General features: G+C 49.7%; 15 protein-coding genes. 8 read left to right on the top strand and 7 right to left on the bottom strand.

Annotated features, from left to right (window positions below):
* Positions 1 to 18 precede the first annotated feature (18 nt).
* The 5 genes from ICL55_RS05545 to ICL55_RS05525 all read right to left on the bottom strand — a co-directional run bounded on the left by ICL55_RS05545 (position 19) and on the right by ICL55_RS05525 (position 8,238).
* Positions 19 to 3,348, bottom strand: a complete 3,330-nt coding sequence (locus ICL55_RS05545; RefSeq protein WP_188095037.1) for a TonB-dependent receptor — start codon at positions 3,346 to 3,348, stop codon at positions 19 to 21.
* Between the two features lie 173 nt (positions 3,349 to 3,521).
* On the bottom strand, positions 3,522 to 4,496 hold the full coding sequence (locus ICL55_RS35530; protein WP_188095036.1) for a FecR domain-containing protein: 975 nt from the start codon (positions 4,494 to 4,496) through the stop codon (positions 3,522 to 3,524).
* 82 nt (positions 4,497 to 4,578) lie between these two features.
* On the bottom strand, positions 4,579 to 5,175 hold the full coding sequence (locus ICL55_RS05535; RefSeq protein WP_188095035.1) for a sigma-70 family RNA polymerase sigma factor: 597 nt from the start codon (positions 5,173 to 5,175) through the stop codon (positions 4,579 to 4,581).
* Between the two features lie 120 nt (positions 5,176 to 5,295).
* The gene (locus ICL55_RS05530; RefSeq protein WP_188095034.1) at positions 5,296 to 7,302 is read right to left on the bottom strand and encodes a hypothetical protein; all 2,007 of its coding nucleotides are present in this window, start codon (positions 7,300 to 7,302) and stop codon (positions 5,296 to 5,298) included.
* A gap of 156 nt (positions 7,303 to 7,458) precedes the next feature.
* The gene (locus tag ICL55_RS05525; protein WP_223151315.1) at positions 7,459 to 8,238 is read right to left on the bottom strand and encodes a LuxR C-terminal-related transcriptional regulator; all 780 of its coding nucleotides are present in this window, start codon (positions 8,236 to 8,238) and stop codon (positions 7,459 to 7,461) included.
* Between the two features lie 273 nt (positions 8,239 to 8,511).
* On the opposite strand from ICL55_RS05525, the gene ICL55_RS05520 reads away from it, so the two are divergent.
* The 8 genes from ICL55_RS05520 (at position 8,512) to ICL55_RS05485 (ending at position 15,866) form a co-directional block, all read left to right on the top strand.
* Entirely contained in the window at positions 8,512 to 10,914 is a 2,403-nt protein-coding gene (locus tag ICL55_RS05520; protein WP_188095033.1) for an ABC transporter permease, read from the top strand.
* 121 nt (positions 10,915 to 11,035) lie between these two features.
* The gene (locus tag ICL55_RS05515) at positions 11,036 to 11,506 is read left to right on the top strand and encodes a GreA/GreB family elongation factor (RefSeq protein ID WP_246496149.1); all 471 of its coding nucleotides are present in this window, start codon (positions 11,036 to 11,038) and stop codon (positions 11,504 to 11,506) included.
* A 40-nt stretch (positions 11,507 to 11,546) separates the two neighbouring features.
* The gene (locus tag ICL55_RS05510; RefSeq protein ID WP_188095032.1) at positions 11,547 to 12,362 is read left to right on the top strand and encodes a helix-turn-helix domain-containing protein; all 816 of its coding nucleotides are present in this window, start codon (positions 11,547 to 11,549) and stop codon (positions 12,360 to 12,362) included.
* A 73-nt stretch (positions 12,363 to 12,435) separates the two neighbouring features.
* Positions 12,436 to 12,804 (top strand): VOC family protein, encoded by a 369-nt coding sequence (locus tag ICL55_RS05505; protein WP_188095031.1) that lies wholly within the window; start codon positions 12,436 to 12,438, stop codon positions 12,802 to 12,804.
* Between the two features lie 5 nt (positions 12,805 to 12,809).
* Positions 12,810 to 13,451 (top strand): DUF2461 domain-containing protein, encoded by a 642-nt coding sequence (locus tag ICL55_RS05500; protein WP_188095030.1) that lies wholly within the window; start codon positions 12,810 to 12,812, stop codon positions 13,449 to 13,451.
* A 59-nt stretch (positions 13,452 to 13,510) separates the two neighbouring features.
* On the top strand, positions 13,511 to 14,416 hold the full coding sequence (locus ICL55_RS05495; protein ID WP_188095029.1) for a helix-turn-helix domain-containing protein: 906 nt from the start codon (positions 13,511 to 13,513) through the stop codon (positions 14,414 to 14,416).
* A 75-nt stretch (positions 14,417 to 14,491) separates the two neighbouring features.
* Positions 14,492 to 15,328: an SDR family NAD(P)-dependent oxidoreductase gene (locus tag ICL55_RS05490; protein ID WP_188095028.1), complete on the top strand. Its 837-nt coding sequence runs from the start codon at positions 14,492 to 14,494 to the stop codon at positions 15,326 to 15,328.
* Positions 15,329 to 15,404: 76 nt separating this feature from the next.
* A complete protein-coding gene (locus tag ICL55_RS05485; RefSeq protein WP_188095027.1) occupies positions 15,405 to 15,866 on the top strand; it encodes a hypothetical protein in 462 nt (153 codons plus the stop codon).
* A 42-nt stretch (positions 15,867 to 15,908) separates the two neighbouring features.
* Here ICL55_RS05485 and ICL55_RS05480 read toward each other — a convergent pair whose 3' ends face one another.
* Positions 15,909 to 16,250, bottom strand: a complete 342-nt coding sequence (locus tag ICL55_RS05480; RefSeq protein WP_188095026.1) for a hypothetical protein — start codon at positions 16,248 to 16,250, stop codon at positions 15,909 to 15,911.
* Positions 16,251 to 16,283: 33 nt separating this feature from the next.
* Positions 16,284 to 17,069 carry a hypothetical protein gene (locus tag ICL55_RS05475; RefSeq protein ID WP_188095025.1) on the bottom strand — a complete coding sequence of 262 codons (786 nt, stop codon included), beginning with the start codon at positions 17,067 to 17,069 and terminating at the stop codon, positions 16,284 to 16,286.
* Positions 17,070 to 17,163 lie beyond the last annotated feature (94 nt).

Here is a 17,163-nt window from a genome sequence, read left to right as displayed (position 1 = left end):
TATCAAATATTTTCAGTATTAAAAGTTTACGTTCAGGCCAACGGAAAGTGTGCGCGGACGCGGATAGTAAGCACGATCGATCCCTACGTCCAGCGGATCGCCATCGTTGCCGTCGCGCATACCTACTTCCGGATCGAAGCCATCATATCTGGTGATGGTAAACAGGTTCTCTCCTCCTGCGTACACCCTCACTTTGGCAATGCCCCATCTTTTGAGTAGTGACGGCGGCAGGGAGTAGCCCAGTTGCAGGCTATTGAGGCGCAGGAAGCTGCCGTTTTCAATCCAGCGGTCAGAAGGCCGCATGTTGTTATTAGGGTCCAGGATATTCACGCGGGGCTCTTTGTTGGTAGACCCTTCGCCGGTCCACGACTGCTCTTTATCCGGAGCGAAGTAGTTGGAGATGCCGGATGAATTGGTATAGTGTTTCCAGCCGGTATAAATCTGGTTGCCACCGCGACCGCTGATGGTCAGGTTAAGATCAAAATTTTTATACCAGAAAGAAGCCGTAAGTCCATAGGTACGGGTAGGCCAGGGACTGCCGATATAGGTCTGGTCTTTGTCGTCGATCACGCCGTCGCCGTTCAGGTCTTTGTAACGGATGTCACCCGGCGCTGCGCCAGGTTGCTTCGCCGCATCATCCACCTCTTTCTGGTTCTGGAAGATGCCATCTGTTACATACCCGAAGAAACCGCCGATAGGATGACCGGCCATTGTTTTGCTGACTCTCACGCCGCTGGTGATTTCACCGGCATAAAAGGCGGCGCCGTCGTTCATCAGGCTGGTCACCTCGTTGCGGTTAATAGCATAGTTCAGGGAGATGTCATAACCGAAAGTCTTTTTGCGGTTGCTGTGAAAGCCTACGGTAAACTCAAAACCTTTGTTGACCACATTGCCACCATTGACATAAGGCGCTTCGGATACGCCTACCGAAGCCAGGATGGGCAGGCGCACCAGGATACCGGAAGTGGCCCGGTGATAATAATCCGCCCCTACGGTGATACGGTTATCGAACAAGGTAGCATCAATGCCCAGGTCTGTTTCTTTGGTGGACTCCCATTTCAGGTCCATGTTACCGATGCTGGACGGTGTAGCGCCGAGGAGTACTTCCTGCTCTTTACCACGGCCAAACGGATACGGGATATTTACTTTCAAAGTGGATACGGTGGCGCTGGTAGACAAGGAGCTTTCATTGCCCAGCATCCCCCAGCCACCGCGTAGTTTGAGGTCGTTGATGAAGGTAACATCACGAAGGAAAGGCTCGTTGGACAAGCGCCAGCCCAGTGAAAAAGACGGGAACGTGCCAAAACGGTTGTTGGCGCCGAACTTGGAAGAACCGTCCCGGCGGACATTGACGGTGGCCAGGTAGGTATTCCGGTAGCTATAGTTCAGCCGGCCGAAATAAGACAACATGCCCCATTCGTCGCCGCCACCGCCAACATTCATACCGGAGGAGGCGAGGTCGAGGTATTGCAGCGAGCGGGTAAGGCTGGCATCAGCCGGCAGATTCTGTCCGTAAGCACGGATATACGAATCGTAGGAATGCTGCGCTGTCACGCCCAATAAGCCGTCGATATGGTGTTTACCGAAGCTGCGGCTGTAGTTCAATGTATTTTCCCAGGCCCAGTCTGTTCCGTTGGAAGCTTCCTCTTCGAGGCTGCTCACATCTTCTTTTTGTGAGTTGCTGACAAAGTACACGGGGATATAGGAACGTTCGCGGCCATTGCCCACGTTGATGTTGAACTGAGATTTAAAATTCAGTCCCGGCAGCAGGTCTGCCTGTGCATACATGGAGCCCATCAGCAGCCATCGTTTATTCAGGCGTTGAATATTTTCAACCGCGGCAACAGGGTTGTAGGTGTTGGCAAAAGGAGAAACGCCGTAACTTCCGTCAGGCTTCCTCACCGGCACGGTGGGCGCCATCTGGATGGCGGTGCTGATGATACCCCTGGCATCACTGTCGTAGTCGGAAATGCTGTTCCGCGTGGTGAACGCGTAGTTGAGATTCTCCCCGAATTTCAGCCAGCGTTTCAACTGGTGGGTGCTATTCAGCGATACACCGGTTTTGGTGTAATCCGTTCCTATCACCGTGCCTTTCTGTTTCAGGTAGCTGGCGCTCATACGGTACACCGATCCTTCTTTTCCGCCGGAAAACGCCACTTCGTATTTGCTTATAGGCGCCGTTCTGAAAATGGCGTCCTGCCAGTCGGTACCCTCGCCATAACTATCGGGTTGATCAAACACCGGCGCCAGTCCTCCTGCCTTCAGGGCAGCGTTGTAGTACCTGGCATAGGTAGCCGCATTGGTGAGCCGCAGTTTTTTATATACCTGCTGCATGCCGGTAAACGTATGCAGGTCGATTTTCATGGCGCCGGCGCTTCCCTTTTTGGTTGTTACCAGCACGACGCCGTTAGCACCGCGGGAACCATAGATAGCAGCGGCAGAAGCACTTTTGAGGATCTCTACAGACTGAATATCTTCCGGGTCCAGGTTGTTGATGTTACCAAATGGATTACCGTCTACCACGTACAGCGGATCGCTGTTGTTGATCGTACCGACGCCACGGATGCGGATCATCATGCCCGTACCGGGGGCACCGGAGTTATTGGAAACACTGAGTCCTGCCACCTTTCCCACCAGCGCCTGATCGAGGCTGCCGACGGTCCGGTTATTGAGCTGCTCTCCGGCAACGGAGCCCACTGACCCGGTGATGTCTTTTTTCTCCTGCGTGCCATAGCCTACCACCAGCACTTCGCTGAGCGCGCTGGAGGCTTGTTTCATGACGATGGCCAGTTCACGGGACTTGCCCTCCTCTACCTGTACTTTCATGATCCGCTGCGGTGCGAAGGAGATGAAACTCACCTCCACCGTATATATACCGGGATCTACGGAAAGGCTGAAAGAGCCGTCGCCTTCGCTGACCGCGCTTTTATTCAGCTCCGGGATGCGGATGCTGGCGCCGGGAAGCGCTTCCCCCTTTTCGTCCGTTACCTTGCCGGTGATCTTACCCGGGTTCACTTTCACAGGCTTCATCTCTTTTACGATCACGACGGTCTGGTTGATGATTTCGTAGCGATAGCCGCTGTTCCGTAATAAACGGTGCAGGATATCGCTGAGCGCTACGTTGTTGAAGTTGGTTTCGGCAACTGTTTTTTCATTTAGTGCTGCCTTGTCGAAGGCAAAGGATAATTTGCTGGCGACGGACAATTCTGAAATGGCAGCCGCCAGTGTTTTACCCTGCAGCCGGATTTGCAGCCGGATATGGCTCAGGTCCTGCGCAGTACCGGCAGCGGCGTGCAAACAAAGCGTTCCGGCCACCACCATGCCCAGAAGAAGTACAGAAACTCTCATAAGATGTTTAATGGACCCCGAAAGGTTTTTTTTCATAATTTCGAATCGTTTAAATGGTGATAAACTGTTTAAATACACCGGTATTCACAGACCTTCCCGGGAACTGAATACCGTGCTGAATGATGACGGAAGTTGTTTCCAGCAGCTTCCGTTTTTTTTATGTGTCAGATGGTTTAATACATACTGATTACCTGTTGTTCGATGCGATAGCGCGCCTGCGTCATACTGCATACGATGCGCATCACCTCTTCAATTTTACTGCTGGTAATAATGTTCATAGAAAAACGGACCTTCCTGATGTCCGCTCTCCTGGTTTGCAGGCGATAACCAAAATTGTGCGTCATGACCGCCGCCAGCTCATCAAACGAAACACCGTCGAGGTGAATGCTGCCTTCACGCCAGGCATTGGTGACGCCTGCCGCTTTCGTTTCGGTGAGGTAACTATGATCGGGTTTGTTGTAAGTCAGTTGCTGGTCCGGCAACAGCGTTGCCAGCGTATTCCCGCCCATCACGATGCCAACCTTCCCGGAGGCTACGTTGATGCGAATATCACCCAGTTCAGGATAGGCTTTGATATTAAAGGAGGTGCCGAGCACCAGGGTACTGATCGTGTCGGTATGCACCACAAACGGCTGTTCCGGTTGGGAGGCCACGTTAAAGAACGCTTCTCCCTTTAAATACACGTCGCGGTACCGGCCTTTGAAGCCGGCAGGATAGCTGAGGGAGCTGCCTGCATTGAGCCATACCTCGCTCCCATCGCTCAGTATTACTTTCAACATCTTACCGGCAGGGGAAACACTGCTGAGCAATACCGTTTCGGGTGGAGAAATGGGCTGCTGCTGTTTGAAAAAGAACACCGCACCCGCCAGCCCGAGCAATACCAGTACTGCGGCGGCCATCCGGAAGAAAGACATGGTTCTCCGTTTGGATACCGGCGCCGGCAGGTCGGGCATCTCAGCAGTTATCTGGCTATAGATGCGGTTACGTAGCCGGGTGCGCACCAGCGCCGCTTCGGCCTCGTCCCTGAATACAGGAACGGCCTTGTTATCGAAGGAAGCATACCAGGCATCCAGCCGGGCTGTTTCTTCGGGAGTGCAGTCGCCCTGCGCTTCTTTCTGTAGTAAATCGAGTAATTCGCGTTTGTTCACCTGCGATCTTTTATGAACATACTCGAACAACGCTAACGGATGTACCGGTCTATTTTAAGGCTTAACATGAAGGTAACATTGGTCAGTGCCGGGTTAGCAGCGCAGCCGTAACGGCCACGATCATATAGGTACTGGTATCGTTGGCCAGGTTATACCGGTGGAGCGCACTGCGGATCCTCTTAATGGCCGCACTGATCTGGTTTCTCACCGTCTGATGAGAGATGGCCAGTTCCTGCGCGATCTCTTCATTGGAAAGCATTCGTTTCCGGCTCATCAGAAAAACGGTCTGCATCCGTTCAGGCATACTGCTAATTTCCTTTTCCAGCAAGGTTTCCAGCTCTTTATGCATCAGGTGGGCATCGGGATGGGTTATATAACGGGGAGCCATCAACGCGGAACTTCTCTCGAAAGCTTCTTTCAACAAACTCTTTCTGTAATAATCGATGATCCTTCCTTTCAAAGCCTTGTGGAGGTAGGCCCGGATAGACCCTTCGCCGGCCATCACCGAAGGATTTTTAAGGAGCGAAAGAAACAGCTCCTGCAGGATGTCTTCCGCGTCCGGAGCCGACACGCGCCTGCAGGCTGTTTCGTACAATTCTTTCCAGTATAGTTCATAGACTTTATCAAAATGAGGCCTGCTTTGTTCGCCGTTGCCTGTTTTGCTATCTGATCCGCGCATCCTGCTTGCAATTAGGTGTTTATAATGCCACTGCAAAGCTCTGGTTTGCATGATAAAGTAGTAGCTGTTTACAGTAATTTAATGTGGACACATGAAAAGATGGCGAAAAGATACGGTTGTCTAGTTTAACCGTCCCTGCCTGATAATTCTGATACTGTAAGCATTCACCTCTTTCTTTTGCAGTGTTGCCGGATAATGCAACTCGCCCGCAACATACACATGAGGGGTATACGTAAAGTCCAGCAAAATGGCGCTGTATATATAAACCTGCAGGTCCATGCTCAGTACCGGTTTGGCATCGCCGGTGAGGAACGACGGCTTCTCATAATAAACAGCGGGCCTTATATAGGTTTCCTTTCCGACAGAGCGGTTGATCCACCTCAACATCATACCGCCGCCATACAAAAGCCTGGAAAAGCTCATATTGCCTTCCCGCACATCATCTGTGGCGGTATTGTTACGTGCATCCGCATCGTACTTATAGGTGCCGCTGTGTTTAAACCAGCCTCCTTCAGCAAATACATTGAATTTGGAATGTGCTTTGGCCGCCAGCTGCAACACCGCTGTAGCCCCATAGCTGGCATAACCGCCGCTGATGCCGGAGGTGAATGCGCTCATGCCGATATTCACCTGTGGCTTTACATAGAAGGACACCGGCCGGTTGTTAAAGAACCCGAGGTTAAATCCTGTATGGAGACTGAAGAGGTCACGTTCTTCTATATACGATTTGCTGGCGCCATTGCTCATGATTGGGGCATGTTCATATCCTAAGCCCAGCTGGAATTTGGCTGCAAAGGGCCTGCTGCTGTATCCATCTTTCAACATCGCCATAAAACCTGCGGTGGTTGCCGCCGCGGACGTATAAAGCACGTCCTCTTTCTTGTCTCTGTCTTTGGCTTCTGCTACCCTCACCTGACGGTCTGCCGCCTGCTTAGCTTCCAGTGCCATATTGTATCTTTCTTTGGCGAGCTGCTGGTCGTTCACGTCTGCCGTGCTGCTGCCTGCCGCCTGATAATTGCTCATGGCGCGTGCATAGTCCTTGCCGTTCATGGCCTCGTTGCCTTTTTGCATCAGGCCATTAAAGGTGTTCTTCTGCCTTTCCTTTATGGCTTCTTCCTCCGCGGCTTTTGCTGTCTGCGCTTTGTCCGGCTCGCTGACTCCTGTAGAAAGATCAGCCCTGGCAGCCGATTGACCCGGCAGGCTCTTTAATTTATTAATCGCATCTTTCACGACACTGATCTTATACGGTTCTCCGTAGGTGCCGTTCAACACCCGCTGGGTGCTGTAATAGATGTTTGTTTTGTTGTGGTCGTCCGGAATCTGCGGCAGCAGCTGATTAAATTCCGCGATTAACTGCTGCAGGTCCTCTTTACCGTTGTTGCCATTATTATTGCTGCCGGCGGTCTTGCCGCCGTCCGCATCATCACAATTGACAGCCTTATTGGTGTTGGCATTCTTCAGATCAGCGATGTTTATCCGTTTAACAATTTTAGCCTGCATTTTATGGACGAACGCTATCTTTTCGCCCGGCTGCACCTTGTGTACATCCCCGAAATGCACCTTCCCGTCTTTATCCAGCAGCTCAAAAATAAAGGTAACGGGCATCTTAAACCTTGACCGTACCTCTATATACACGTGTACCTGATAATTCCAGTCGTAGCCCTCCAGGGTCTTCGTTCTGTATTCGAGATAGGAACAGGCTTCGCTATGCCATTCGCTCCACTGCGGTTCTATTTTGGGAGGTGGTTGCACGCAACCCACCGCCAGCACATACATGGAATTTTCCACAGCAGCCTTTGATCTGGCTGCGGCTTTGGCCATGTTGATGGCCTCTGCCTCACTGGCTGCTCCGGACGCCCAGCCGCCCGTTCTGTGCCCGGCCGTATCTGTTGCCGACACTACGGCGTAACATCCATAAACACTCCGGCTGTATTGTAGTTGGGGAAACCTGCCGCCCCGTTGAAGACAATGTTTGTAGGCCTCATTGTCTCTGACACTGTTGGTGTTGTCATATCCGGCCGACCAGCCCATTTGGCGTGTTTCATAACAAAAGTAGACACTCAGCTGGCCCAGGCACACAGGGGTATTGATTGCCAGCAATGCTGCAATAAGTAGAAATCTAATCATTTTGGGAGATTTGTCGTTTGTCGCTGCAGGAAACGCCCAGACCGGGGGTTTCGCTTCGACAAAGTTATCTCCTGGTGAGGCATCAAAAAATAGCCAGGACTAGCTATTTTTATGCCGGCAATGAAGTAGCCCGCTATTACCCTGCCATACGATGCGTCACACCCAACCCTCTCTGATGGCTATTCTCACCAGCTCAACCGGTGTTTTGACAGCTGCTTTCGCCAGGAGGTTCTTTCGATGCGCATTCACCGTATGCAGGCTCACATACAATTCATCCGCGATTTCCCTGCTGCTTTTGCCTTCCACCACACATTTCAGGATTTCCCGCTCTCTTTTGGTGAAAGGATCTGCCGACCGGGTGATGACGCTGGTATCCTGAATATTATAATAGGATGGTTCATCATCCAGGCCGATGAGGGAGAAACAAGGCTTGCCCTCTTGTTTAATATGCGTGATATCGGTATGCAGACTAAGGGTACGATAGTAATTTTTTTCGTCGTAGTCAAGCTGGACAGCCTGATGGAGTATCCGTTGATACTGGTTCCATTTGTTTCTGACACGCACATCGTACTGTACTTTGTATTTCATAATTTTCTCAAAGGGCAATGCTTTGAAAAACTCTACTACCTGATACTCAAAGTTCAGGAAATACGGTTTATCCTCCGGATGGATATTCTCCATGAGGAAGGCAATGGTAAATTCTTCCGGATCATAACCCAGCACACGGGTAATATTACTGTCAACAAAATCCAGTTCGCTTTTATACATATTTAAAATAATGTAATAAAAATTACCTGCCTGGAAGATGTTAAACAGGCGCTTTTGTGCCTCCAGTTGTTGCTGCAATTGCGATTCGGTAATAGTCACATCGCGATCTGTGACAGTTTGCCAGAACTTCCTGGCAGTAAGGTAATAGTCGGTTTGGACCTTAGACATGTGGTTGATTTTGGGATATTGGTTGTAGGTATTCGGTGATATACAGCCCTAAAAATAGGCAATCTGCCAGAGTTATGATAGATTCCTCCCCCAAAAAATAATATATTGGTGATACGGCCTCCCCTTCTTCTCCTGGCAAGCCAATACCGGACAACAGTGTCCGGTTCCGAACATCCGGGCACACAAGGACCCGCTGAAACGTAGTATAGCAGGGACGGGCATAAGTGGCAACCTTCTTGTGAAGGTGGATTCATCCAATCAAAACGCACACCCATGTTTCAAAACTATCTTAAAATAGCCTGGCGTAATCTCAAAAAAGATAAGTTTTATACCCTTATAAATATCCTGGGCCTGTCACTCGCAACAGCAGCATTCCTGTTTATCATCAACTATGTGCGGTTTGAATACAGCTATGAGCAATGCTACCGGAATGCGGACAACATCTATCGTATTACCCTCGACAACTACAAAGACAGCGAATATGTGATGACCGATTGTGAAACGCATCCTCCGTTGGGCCCTCTGGTCAAAAAACAATTTCCGGAGGTGGTAGACTATGTCCGGGTAGAACATATGGAAGAAATTCCCTCCATCAAAACCAATGGAAGAGTTTACAAAGTAGATAATGCCTACGCCGTGGACAATTCCATGTTCACCGTTTTCAACTATGATTTTATAGAGGGGAATGCCAACAGGGCGCTTACCGCCCCTATGCAGGCGGTGATCACACAATCGCTTGCCCGCCGTATGTTTGGCCACGGATCGGCCGTAGGAAAACTCCTGCAGGATGGCGATTGGACCTACACGATTACCAGCGTTATTAAAGATGTGCCGTCCAATACCCACCTGAAATTCGATCTGCTCATTTCCTTCAACTCCCTGCTCAGCAGGGGCATTCAGCTGGAGTCGTGGAATAATAACAACAACTACACTTACGTACAGTTGCAGCCGCATGCAGACCTGGCCGCGTTCAATCATAAACTGTTGCAGGTTTCCAAAGAGAAGCTGAAGATGGACAAGCTCAGAGCAGAGCCTATAAAAGACATACACCTGTTGTCACACAAATCTTTTGAACCGGAGGAAAATGGCGATCTGAAAACCGTGCAGTTTATGCTGGTGATTGCCGTACTGGTATTGCTGGTAGGATCGGTGAACTATGTAAACCTGACTACTGCCCGCGCGGTGGACCGTACGAAAGAAACGGGCATGCGCAAGGCATTAGGTTCTTCCAGAATGTCTCTGGTAAAACAATTCATGACAGAAACGGTGCTGATAAACCTGATAGCGATGGCATTGGCGCTCCTACTGATAGAAGTATTGCTGCCGGCATATGTACAATTGACCGGCCGTCCTATTACCGCTAATTTTTTCCATTCCACCTTCTTCTGGCTCACGGCGGCCGCATTGTTCGTATTCAGCTGTATACTGTCCGGGCTCTACCCGGCGCTGGTATTGTCTGCGGTGAAACCGGTAAGCGTTACCCGCCGGTCATTTACCACGTCTTCCGGCAGCATATTATTCAGACGGGTGCTGGTGGTAGCGCAATTCTCTGCCGCCTTGATTGTATTGTCGGCCTCACTGATCGTGTTCCGGCAACTTTCCTATATGCGTCATCAGGACCTCGGACTGAGCACCGACCAGATTCTGGTGCTCCGCGCACCTGCCGGACAAGGCAAGGTCATCGATTCTATCCGCCGCCAGCAAAGTGCTGCCTTTCTCAGCAGCGTATCACAATTACCACAGGTAGAAAAAGTCGCCGCCACAGATGCCCTGCCAGGCAGCAGTTTACACGACCTTAGCACCACCAGTGGCGTTAGCCTGCTGGGGTCCAACATTGGGTTGAATTATACTTTCTATGCTTACGCGATCGACGAAAACTTTCTGCCACTGATGAAACTCAAATTGCTGGCAGGTGAAAACTTCAGGCCCGGCGTATCTAATGCAGATAAGATGATCCTTAGCCGGGAAGCCTGTCGCCTGTTTGGCTTCAACACCCCCGAGGAGGCGATCGGAAAAAAGCTCACCCTCTCCTGGACCAGTCTCGGTTACAGCACGATTGTCGGTGTAGTGGAAGACTATCACCAACAGTCCTTAAAAACTGCCATGCTCCCCATGATACATTGGTACCGGACCAATGGCGGCGTCTTTTTCTCTGCAAAACTAAACACCACAAATATCGACCAGACCGTTGCAAAAATGCAGCTGCTCTGGCAACAACAATACCCCGACTATCCATTTGAGTACCATTTCCTCGACGAAATGTTCGATGAGCAATACAAGGCAGATCAGCGATTTGGTAAAATCGTGGAGATATTCTCCGCCTTCACGCTGTTCATTACCTGCCTGGGTATTTTAGGGCTCACTGCGTACAACATCACCAAACGCAGTAAGGAAATCGGCATCCGCAAAGTGTTGGGCGCCTCTGTGGCCAGCATTGTCAACCTGCTCTCGCAGGATTTCGTTAAACTGGCAGCTATCGCCATTTTCATCGCTACGCCGCTTACCTGGTATATCATGAGCCGCTGGCTGCAGGATTATGCCTACCGTATACAAATACAGTGGTGGATGTTTGCCATCACCGGCCTGGTAACCGTTGCCATCGCCCTGATCACGGTCAGCCTGCAATCCATCAGGGCGGCCCTGGCGAACCCGGTTAAAGCATTGAAGTCGGAATAACGGAAACCATTGCCATCAGCAGTTTCCCGGAAGGTTGTTAGACAGCATAGCCGCTCCCTTTGAATAAACAGGACGATAAGTCTTATCTTCACCCCGACAAACCAATAGCTTAAAATCAGATATGATCAGGATGACGGAAGAAAAACTCGCTCATAAACTCTCGCTAAAAAAATACTGTGAGCAGATGATCCTCCAACGTATTGCCATCACACAGCAGGCAATGGACGAAGCGCAGGCTGCCGCCAATCAGGAAGGGAAAAGTTCTGCCGGTGATAAATATGAAACCGCAAGGGCCATGAGCCACCTGGAAAAAGATATGCATGCCAGGCAGCTGCTCGCCCATCAGGAAAGCCTGCATGCGCTTAGCGCCGTCAATGTGCAGGTTATCTATAACACTCCCGCAGCAGGCGCATTCATACAGTCCACCCACCACCACTTCTTTATCGGCGCCGGACTTGGCAAACAGGTGGTCAATGGAGAGACGGTCGTTTTTCTGTCTCCCATATCTCCCCTGGCACAACAGCTCATGCGGAAAAAAGTGGGCGATGAATTTGAGTTTAAGGGAAAAGAGCAGATCGTAGCAACCTATTAAGCATCCCGAATTCATTACCGCGACAAAGGAGAACCGTCCCATGCACCATCAAATATTTGCGCCCGGCACCGACCTGGCCACACTCGTGGAATGTTACTGGACACTGGAAAGCCCGAAGGAAAAAACACCTGAAAAAAACACCATCGTTCCTGATGGCAGATTGAAAATGATTTTCCATTATGGCGACCCCTATAAACGATACACTGAAAACGGTGACAGCTTCCTGCTGCCGCCATGTTTTGTGATCGGGCAACTCACACGCCCGCTCGACGTGGAACCCACCGGAGAAACAGGCACTTTTTTCGTTTGTTTTCATCCCTACGGATTTCTACCTTTTACCACCATCCCGATAAAAGACATGGAGAACACGGCCGTTCCGTTGGACCAACTGTTCGGTGAAGAAGGAACAGCCATCGGTCAACAGATTTTAAACGCTCCCTCCACGGCAGCAAGGATAGCATCCATTGAAACGTTTTTATTGAACCGGTTGACCAACACCCAAACCATCGACAACATTGTAAAATCCACTGTTGACACCATACTAACCGCCAAAGGACAGCTCTCTGTTGACGAACTTTCCCAACAAAGTAATACGCACCGCAGACAGCTGGTCCGCAAATTTTCATCCGCTATCGGGCTAAGCCCCAAACAACTTTCCAAAACCATCCGACTGCAGGCCACGCTTAAAATGTTGCTGAACAAACAACCCACCAGCCTGATTGCTTTAGCCTATGAAGGCGAATACTACGACCAGGCCCATTTCATCAAAGACTTCAAAGAGTTTACCGGCCTGACACCGAAAGAATTCTACGGAGATGATCTAAAAATGTCTTTGATTTTTGACAGAATAGACTGAGCCTGTCCCATTTTTACAATTTTATGTTTCCGGCAGAAAATAACTTTGCTGCCGAACATAAAACAATTTAACGATGGAAAACATCATCACCTTCTTCGACATTCCCGCTACGGATTTCAGCAGGGCCGTTTCTTTTTACAAAGCTATTTTAGCCGTGGAGATCAACGAAACCGACCTGTTCGGCACCAAAATGGGATTCTTCCCCAGTGACGGAAAAAACGTGTCCGGCGCCATTGTTCAGGGCAACGACTACCAACCCTCCATGAATGTCGTGGTCGCTTACCTGAACGGCGGTAACGACCTACAGGCCGTATTAGACAGAGTAGCCTCCAACAACGGAAAAGTAATGGTCCCCAAGACGCATATCAGTCCTGAAGTAGGATTTATCGGTATGTTCATTGATTCCGAAGGAAACAAAATGGCGGTCCACTCTATCAACTAAAGCAGATGAAAATATCCGTCCTGAATTTCCTGAAAGACCTGGAAAAGAACAACAACCGGGAATGGTTCAATGAGCATAAAAACCGCTACCAAAGCGCCCGTGCAGACTGTGCGTCCTTCGTGGAAGAACTGATAGCGGAAATGGCACTATTCGATCAATCCATCGGCCATGTAGCTGCGCAGCAATCACTTTTCAGGATATATCGAGACACCAGATTCTCTCAGAACAAAGATCCCTACAAAACCAATTTCGGGGCCAATATAGGGACCGGAAATGCCGGATACTACCTGCATATCCAGCCTGGACAGTCCTTTTTGGCGGGTGGCGTTTATATGCTCGAAAACGACAAACGGAAAACACTACGGCAGGAGATTTCCTATAACGCGGCTGCATTTCAAAAACTGATGCGTGAAAAGGATTTCTGTCATTACTTCGGAGGGTTGAGCGAAGAAGGAAAACTAAAACGTGTTCCCCTGGGTTTTGAAAAAGAAGACCCCATGGCGGAATACCTGAAGCTGAAATGTTTTGTGGCCGTCCATCCGCTTACCGACAAAGCGCTTTTAGAAAACGATGCTCCTAAGAAGCTGGCCGCTATTTACAAATGCCTGAAGCCGCTGAATGATTTTCTCAACGCTCCATTTTTATAGCCTGCAGCCAGGTCACTAAATTGCCGGAAAAGTTTCATTTTTGCAAATGAAATCAGTTTATGGCAAAAGGTACCCAATCACTTGAACAGTTTTACAGGGATAAGTATGGCAGCTTATCTGAAGACCTGCAAAAGAACATCGGTCAATTCAATGTTTTCAGGATTGAAGACAGGATTCGTACCGGTACTACCTCGCCTACCTATATCCGCAGGGATTTCTTTAAGATCATGCTTTTTCAGGGAGATGGTGTATTCCATTATGGCGACAAAAGTATTCCGATAAGCGGCCATACCCTGCTCTTCTTCCATCCCCAGGTGCCGTACACGTATGATCCGCTGCTTCCCGGCACCACGGGTTATTTCTGTGTATTCAGGGATGAATTTTTCAAAGAACAGCTGCGCGTCAACGTAGGCCAGCTGCCGTTGTTCACGATGGGGCCGCAACCGGTGTTTGCGCTGAACGACGACCAAACGCAGGAAGTAAAGACCCTTTTTGAAAAAATGGTCCGGGAGCTGGACTCGGATTACCGCTATAAATACGAGCTGATCAGAAGCTATGTCAGCGAGTTGATGTATGTGGCCATGAAGCTCCAACCGGCCAACGACGTGTATGAGCATCCCGATGCGGCCGCCCGGATCACTTCCGTCTTTACAGAATTGCTGGAGCGTCAGTTTCCCATAGAATCCACTTCGCAACGGTTTGAACTACGCTCGCCTAAGTCCTTTGCAGAAAAGCTTGCTGTTCATGTCAACTACCTCAATCGCGCCATCAAAAAAACGACCGGGCACACTACGACCGAACTTATCTTCGAGCGACTGACAGCAGAAGCTAAAGCATTGCTGAAGCACACTACCTGGAATATTGCCGAGATCAGCTACGTGCTGGGCTTTGAGGACCAGGCGCACTTCAACAATTTCTTCCGGAAACAAACCGCTATGACACCTTCTGGTTTCAGGCAGGTTTGAATTTGACAAATAATGGTTTGTTTCCCACAAAAACCGCGTCTATCAGCGAGGTAACTTTGTGCTTAAAATAGCACTATGAGTAATACAACAGTTTGGTACATCACCGGCGCCTCCAAAGGAATGGGGCTATCCCTCACAAAACAACTTCTGGCCAAAGGACAGCGCGTAGCCGCCACCTCCAGGTCCATCGGCGCTTTTGACGGGATCAAGGGATATGAAGACAACTTTCTGCCGCTGGAGGTAGACCTGCAAAGCGAGCAGTCCATCACCGCTTCGATCGCGAAAACCGTTGAGAAATTCGGGCAGCTGGATGTCGTGATCAACAATGCCGGTTATGGACTGGGCGGTGCTTTGGAAGAACTCACCTCAGCAGAGATTGAAACCAACTTTCAGGTTAATTTCTTCGCGGTGGTACACGTAATTCAACAGGCATTGCCTTTTATGAGAAAACAGCGGTCAGGCCACATCATCAATATTTCTTCGATCACCGGCTTTGCTCCGGGCACCGGATGGACAGTGTATTCTGCCGCAAAATTCGCGGTGAGCGGTCTTAGCGCTGCGTTGACAAACGAGCTGAAACCACTGGGGATCCATGTGACCAATGTGATGCCCGGCCAGTTCAGAACAAATTTTGCCAAAGCAGATTCCATCGCGTACAACAAGCACCAGATTGAAGACTATGCCTACCTCGGGGAATACCATGAAAAGATCAATAGCGTGGACGGCATACAATTGGGGAATCCGGATAAGATGGCAGATATATTCCTGAAACTGGTAGCCAGCCCTAATCCGGCCACAGACCTGTTCCTGGGCAGTGATGCCTACCACCGCGCCAACACCAGGATCACCCAATTGCAGACACAAATGGATACCTGGAAGGAAGATACTTTTGCTACGGATTTTGCGGAATAAAGTATGGGAGGTACGGCATGCCCGCCGCAGTGCCTATCATTATTTTCATGGTTCACCATTTAAACCTGTGTTTCCCATGAAAAAATTATGGCTGTTTGTTTCCTTCGTTACGGTAGGTATTTTTGTCGCCACCCTTTCCTCTTTTGGTTCCAAAGGCGATAAAAATATTGTCAATGCACGTAACGATCATCGTTCATCGACTACAACCTTAGCAACTACCTACTATCCCAGTGCCTGGAATGGCGTGGCTATCCAGCCGGGAGATGCAGGTTTTATGTACACCCGTACCTATCTGGTCAATTATGCCAGCAGCACGGCAACGCTCATGAACGGGCCTACCTATGCGATGTTCGCATTGAGTGAAACCTGCAGATATGAATGGCTGAATTCAAGCATTGACCCTTCCTGCACCTCAGGTTGCAGAACATGGTCTTACTATTACCATCCGGCCCCTACTTTCACTGCCAACATCAACTATCTGGCAGTTGCCTGTTTCGGAGGCGGAGGCGTTGATTTCTTTTCAACGATGAAACAGTAAATACAAGACACTCGTATATTTATTCCCCTGCCCAAGCCCGTCTTAATGCCAACTGTGATAACAAAAGCGGCATTGACGGGCTTGTGGCGTTCTGGCAATCCGGAAACATTTCGGACAAAGATTCAACGGCAGCTCATGCTGGTGGTCATTCCACACCCGTTTCACAATACTGTCTTTTGTTGCCTTATCACCATCAGCCATCATCGCAAGTACCCGCGGATCATCATTGAGCCATCCTTTTTCCTGCATCACGGACCGAATCGATGCTGGCTGTGTATTGTAGCCATATGCCATGGCCTTCTTTGCATCCAGTTCATCTTCTGTCATAAACTTCTCGCAGTATCGATAGATATAGTCTTCCAGTTCGGGGTACAGGGTATGCATATTATAGGTGGTTTTTATTAAAAGTAAACCGGTTTATGGCAGGACCGGGAAAGGTATACAGTAGTATTTACCGTTGTACTGTATTACCAGGCTGCCATTGAGTCCTGTATCAGTTTGCTGTAGTTCCAGTTTGTAAGGGTCTACATTTTCGCTGTCCAGGTCCTGGTACGCCAGCACAGCGATGGCGGCTGCTTTCTTTTCAGCGATGTCATACCGGTAAACTTTATCATCCTTGATGTAAAATACATAAAATACATTTCCCTGCTTCACCACCGGGGCATTGGTGGAATGATGTATGTCCTGGTCCACGATGAAGGTCTCGCGGCTCCTGGTATTGACCAGGTATAGCGTTCCGGGAGTATAGCTTTCAGCCACCTCTTTTTTCAACTGTATACTGATCCAGTCGCCCCCTACTTCCGGCAGCCATACCTTAAAAACGCTGTCCACCCGGAAAAGGGTGTCTCTTTTATCACTTAGGGAGAAGGTATAATATTCGAAGTCCCCCTGTTCCAGAGGCGCTATTCCTGCCCAGGCCACATTGGCTTTTACTCCGTTCAACATCCGGAAACTGTTCCGCTGCAGCGAATCAGGTAAGGCCATCATCTCCCTCTTCAACGTGTAAGGTTTCAGGGTGCCGGGCGCGATCAGGACAGCGGGCAATGAATGGTGTGTGGTGCCGGTTGACGGCGCTAAAAGGCTGTCTGCCGGTGGCGGTACAGCTACTTGCCTGCTGGACGCATGACACCCCGCCATCATGATACTGGCAATGATATAGCTGGTCAGAAAGAGAGAGGTCCTGCCAGTGCTTTTTCTTTTCATCTTCCTTTTTATTTGTCCCACCACCATCTGTAAAGCGACGGTATGGAAGGCAAACATATCACCTTTCATTCTACAAAGCATACGATCCTGTATG

The organism is Chitinophaga varians, from assembly GCF_014529945.1.
GTDB classification, from domain to species: domain Bacteria; phylum Bacteroidota; class Bacteroidia; order Chitinophagales; family Chitinophagaceae; genus Chitinophaga; species Chitinophaga varians.
Note: the sequence above shows the minus strand (reverse complement) of the source record. Positions and strands in the feature narration are given on the sequence as shown.

Coding starts and splice junctions, on each gene's coding strand:
- ICL55_RS05520 (WP_188095033.1), top strand. CDS start 8,512: ATGTTTCAAAACTATCTTAAAATAGCCTGGCGTAATCTCAAAAAAGAT.
- ICL55_RS05505 (WP_188095031.1), top strand. CDS start 12,436: ATGGAAAACATCATCACCTTCTTCGACATTCCCGCTACGGATTTCAGC.
- ICL55_RS05535 (WP_188095035.1), bottom strand. CDS start 5,175: ATGCGCGGATCAGATAGCAAAACAGGCAACGGCGAACAAAGCAGGCCT.
- ICL55_RS05485 (WP_188095027.1), top strand. CDS start 15,405: ATGAAAAAATTATGGCTGTTTGTTTCCTTCGTTACGGTAGGTATTTTT.
- ICL55_RS05530 (WP_188095034.1), bottom strand. CDS start 7,302: ATGATTAGATTTCTACTTATTGCAGCATTGCTGGCAATCAATACCCCT.
- ICL55_RS05490 (WP_188095028.1), top strand. CDS start 14,492: ATGAGTAATACAACAGTTTGGTACATCACCGGCGCCTCCAAAGGAATG.
- ICL55_RS05515 (WP_246496149.1), top strand. CDS start 11,036: ATGATCAGGATGACGGAAGAAAAACTCGCTCATAAACTCTCGCTAAAA.
- ICL55_RS05480 (WP_188095026.1), bottom strand. CDS start 16,250: ATGCATACCCTGTACCCCGAACTGGAAGACTATATCTATCGATACTGC.
- ICL55_RS05510 (WP_188095032.1), top strand. CDS start 11,547: ATGCACCATCAAATATTTGCGCCCGGCACCGACCTGGCCACACTCGTG.
- ICL55_RS05545 (WP_188095037.1), bottom strand. CDS start 3,348: ATGAGAGTTTCTGTACTTCTTCTGGGCATGGTGGTGGCCGGAACGCTT.
- ICL55_RS05475 (WP_188095025.1), bottom strand. CDS start 17,069: ATGAAAAGAAAAAGCACTGGCAGGACCTCTCTCTTTCTGACCAGCTAT.
- ICL55_RS05500 (WP_188095030.1), top strand. CDS start 12,810: ATGAAAATATCCGTCCTGAATTTCCTGAAAGACCTGGAAAAGAACAAC.
- ICL55_RS05525 (WP_223151315.1), bottom strand. CDS start 8,238: ATGTCTAAGGTCCAAACCGACTATTACCTTACTGCCAGGAAGTTCTGG.
- ICL55_RS05495 (WP_188095029.1), top strand. CDS start 13,511: ATGGCAAAAGGTACCCAATCACTTGAACAGTTTTACAGGGATAAGTAT.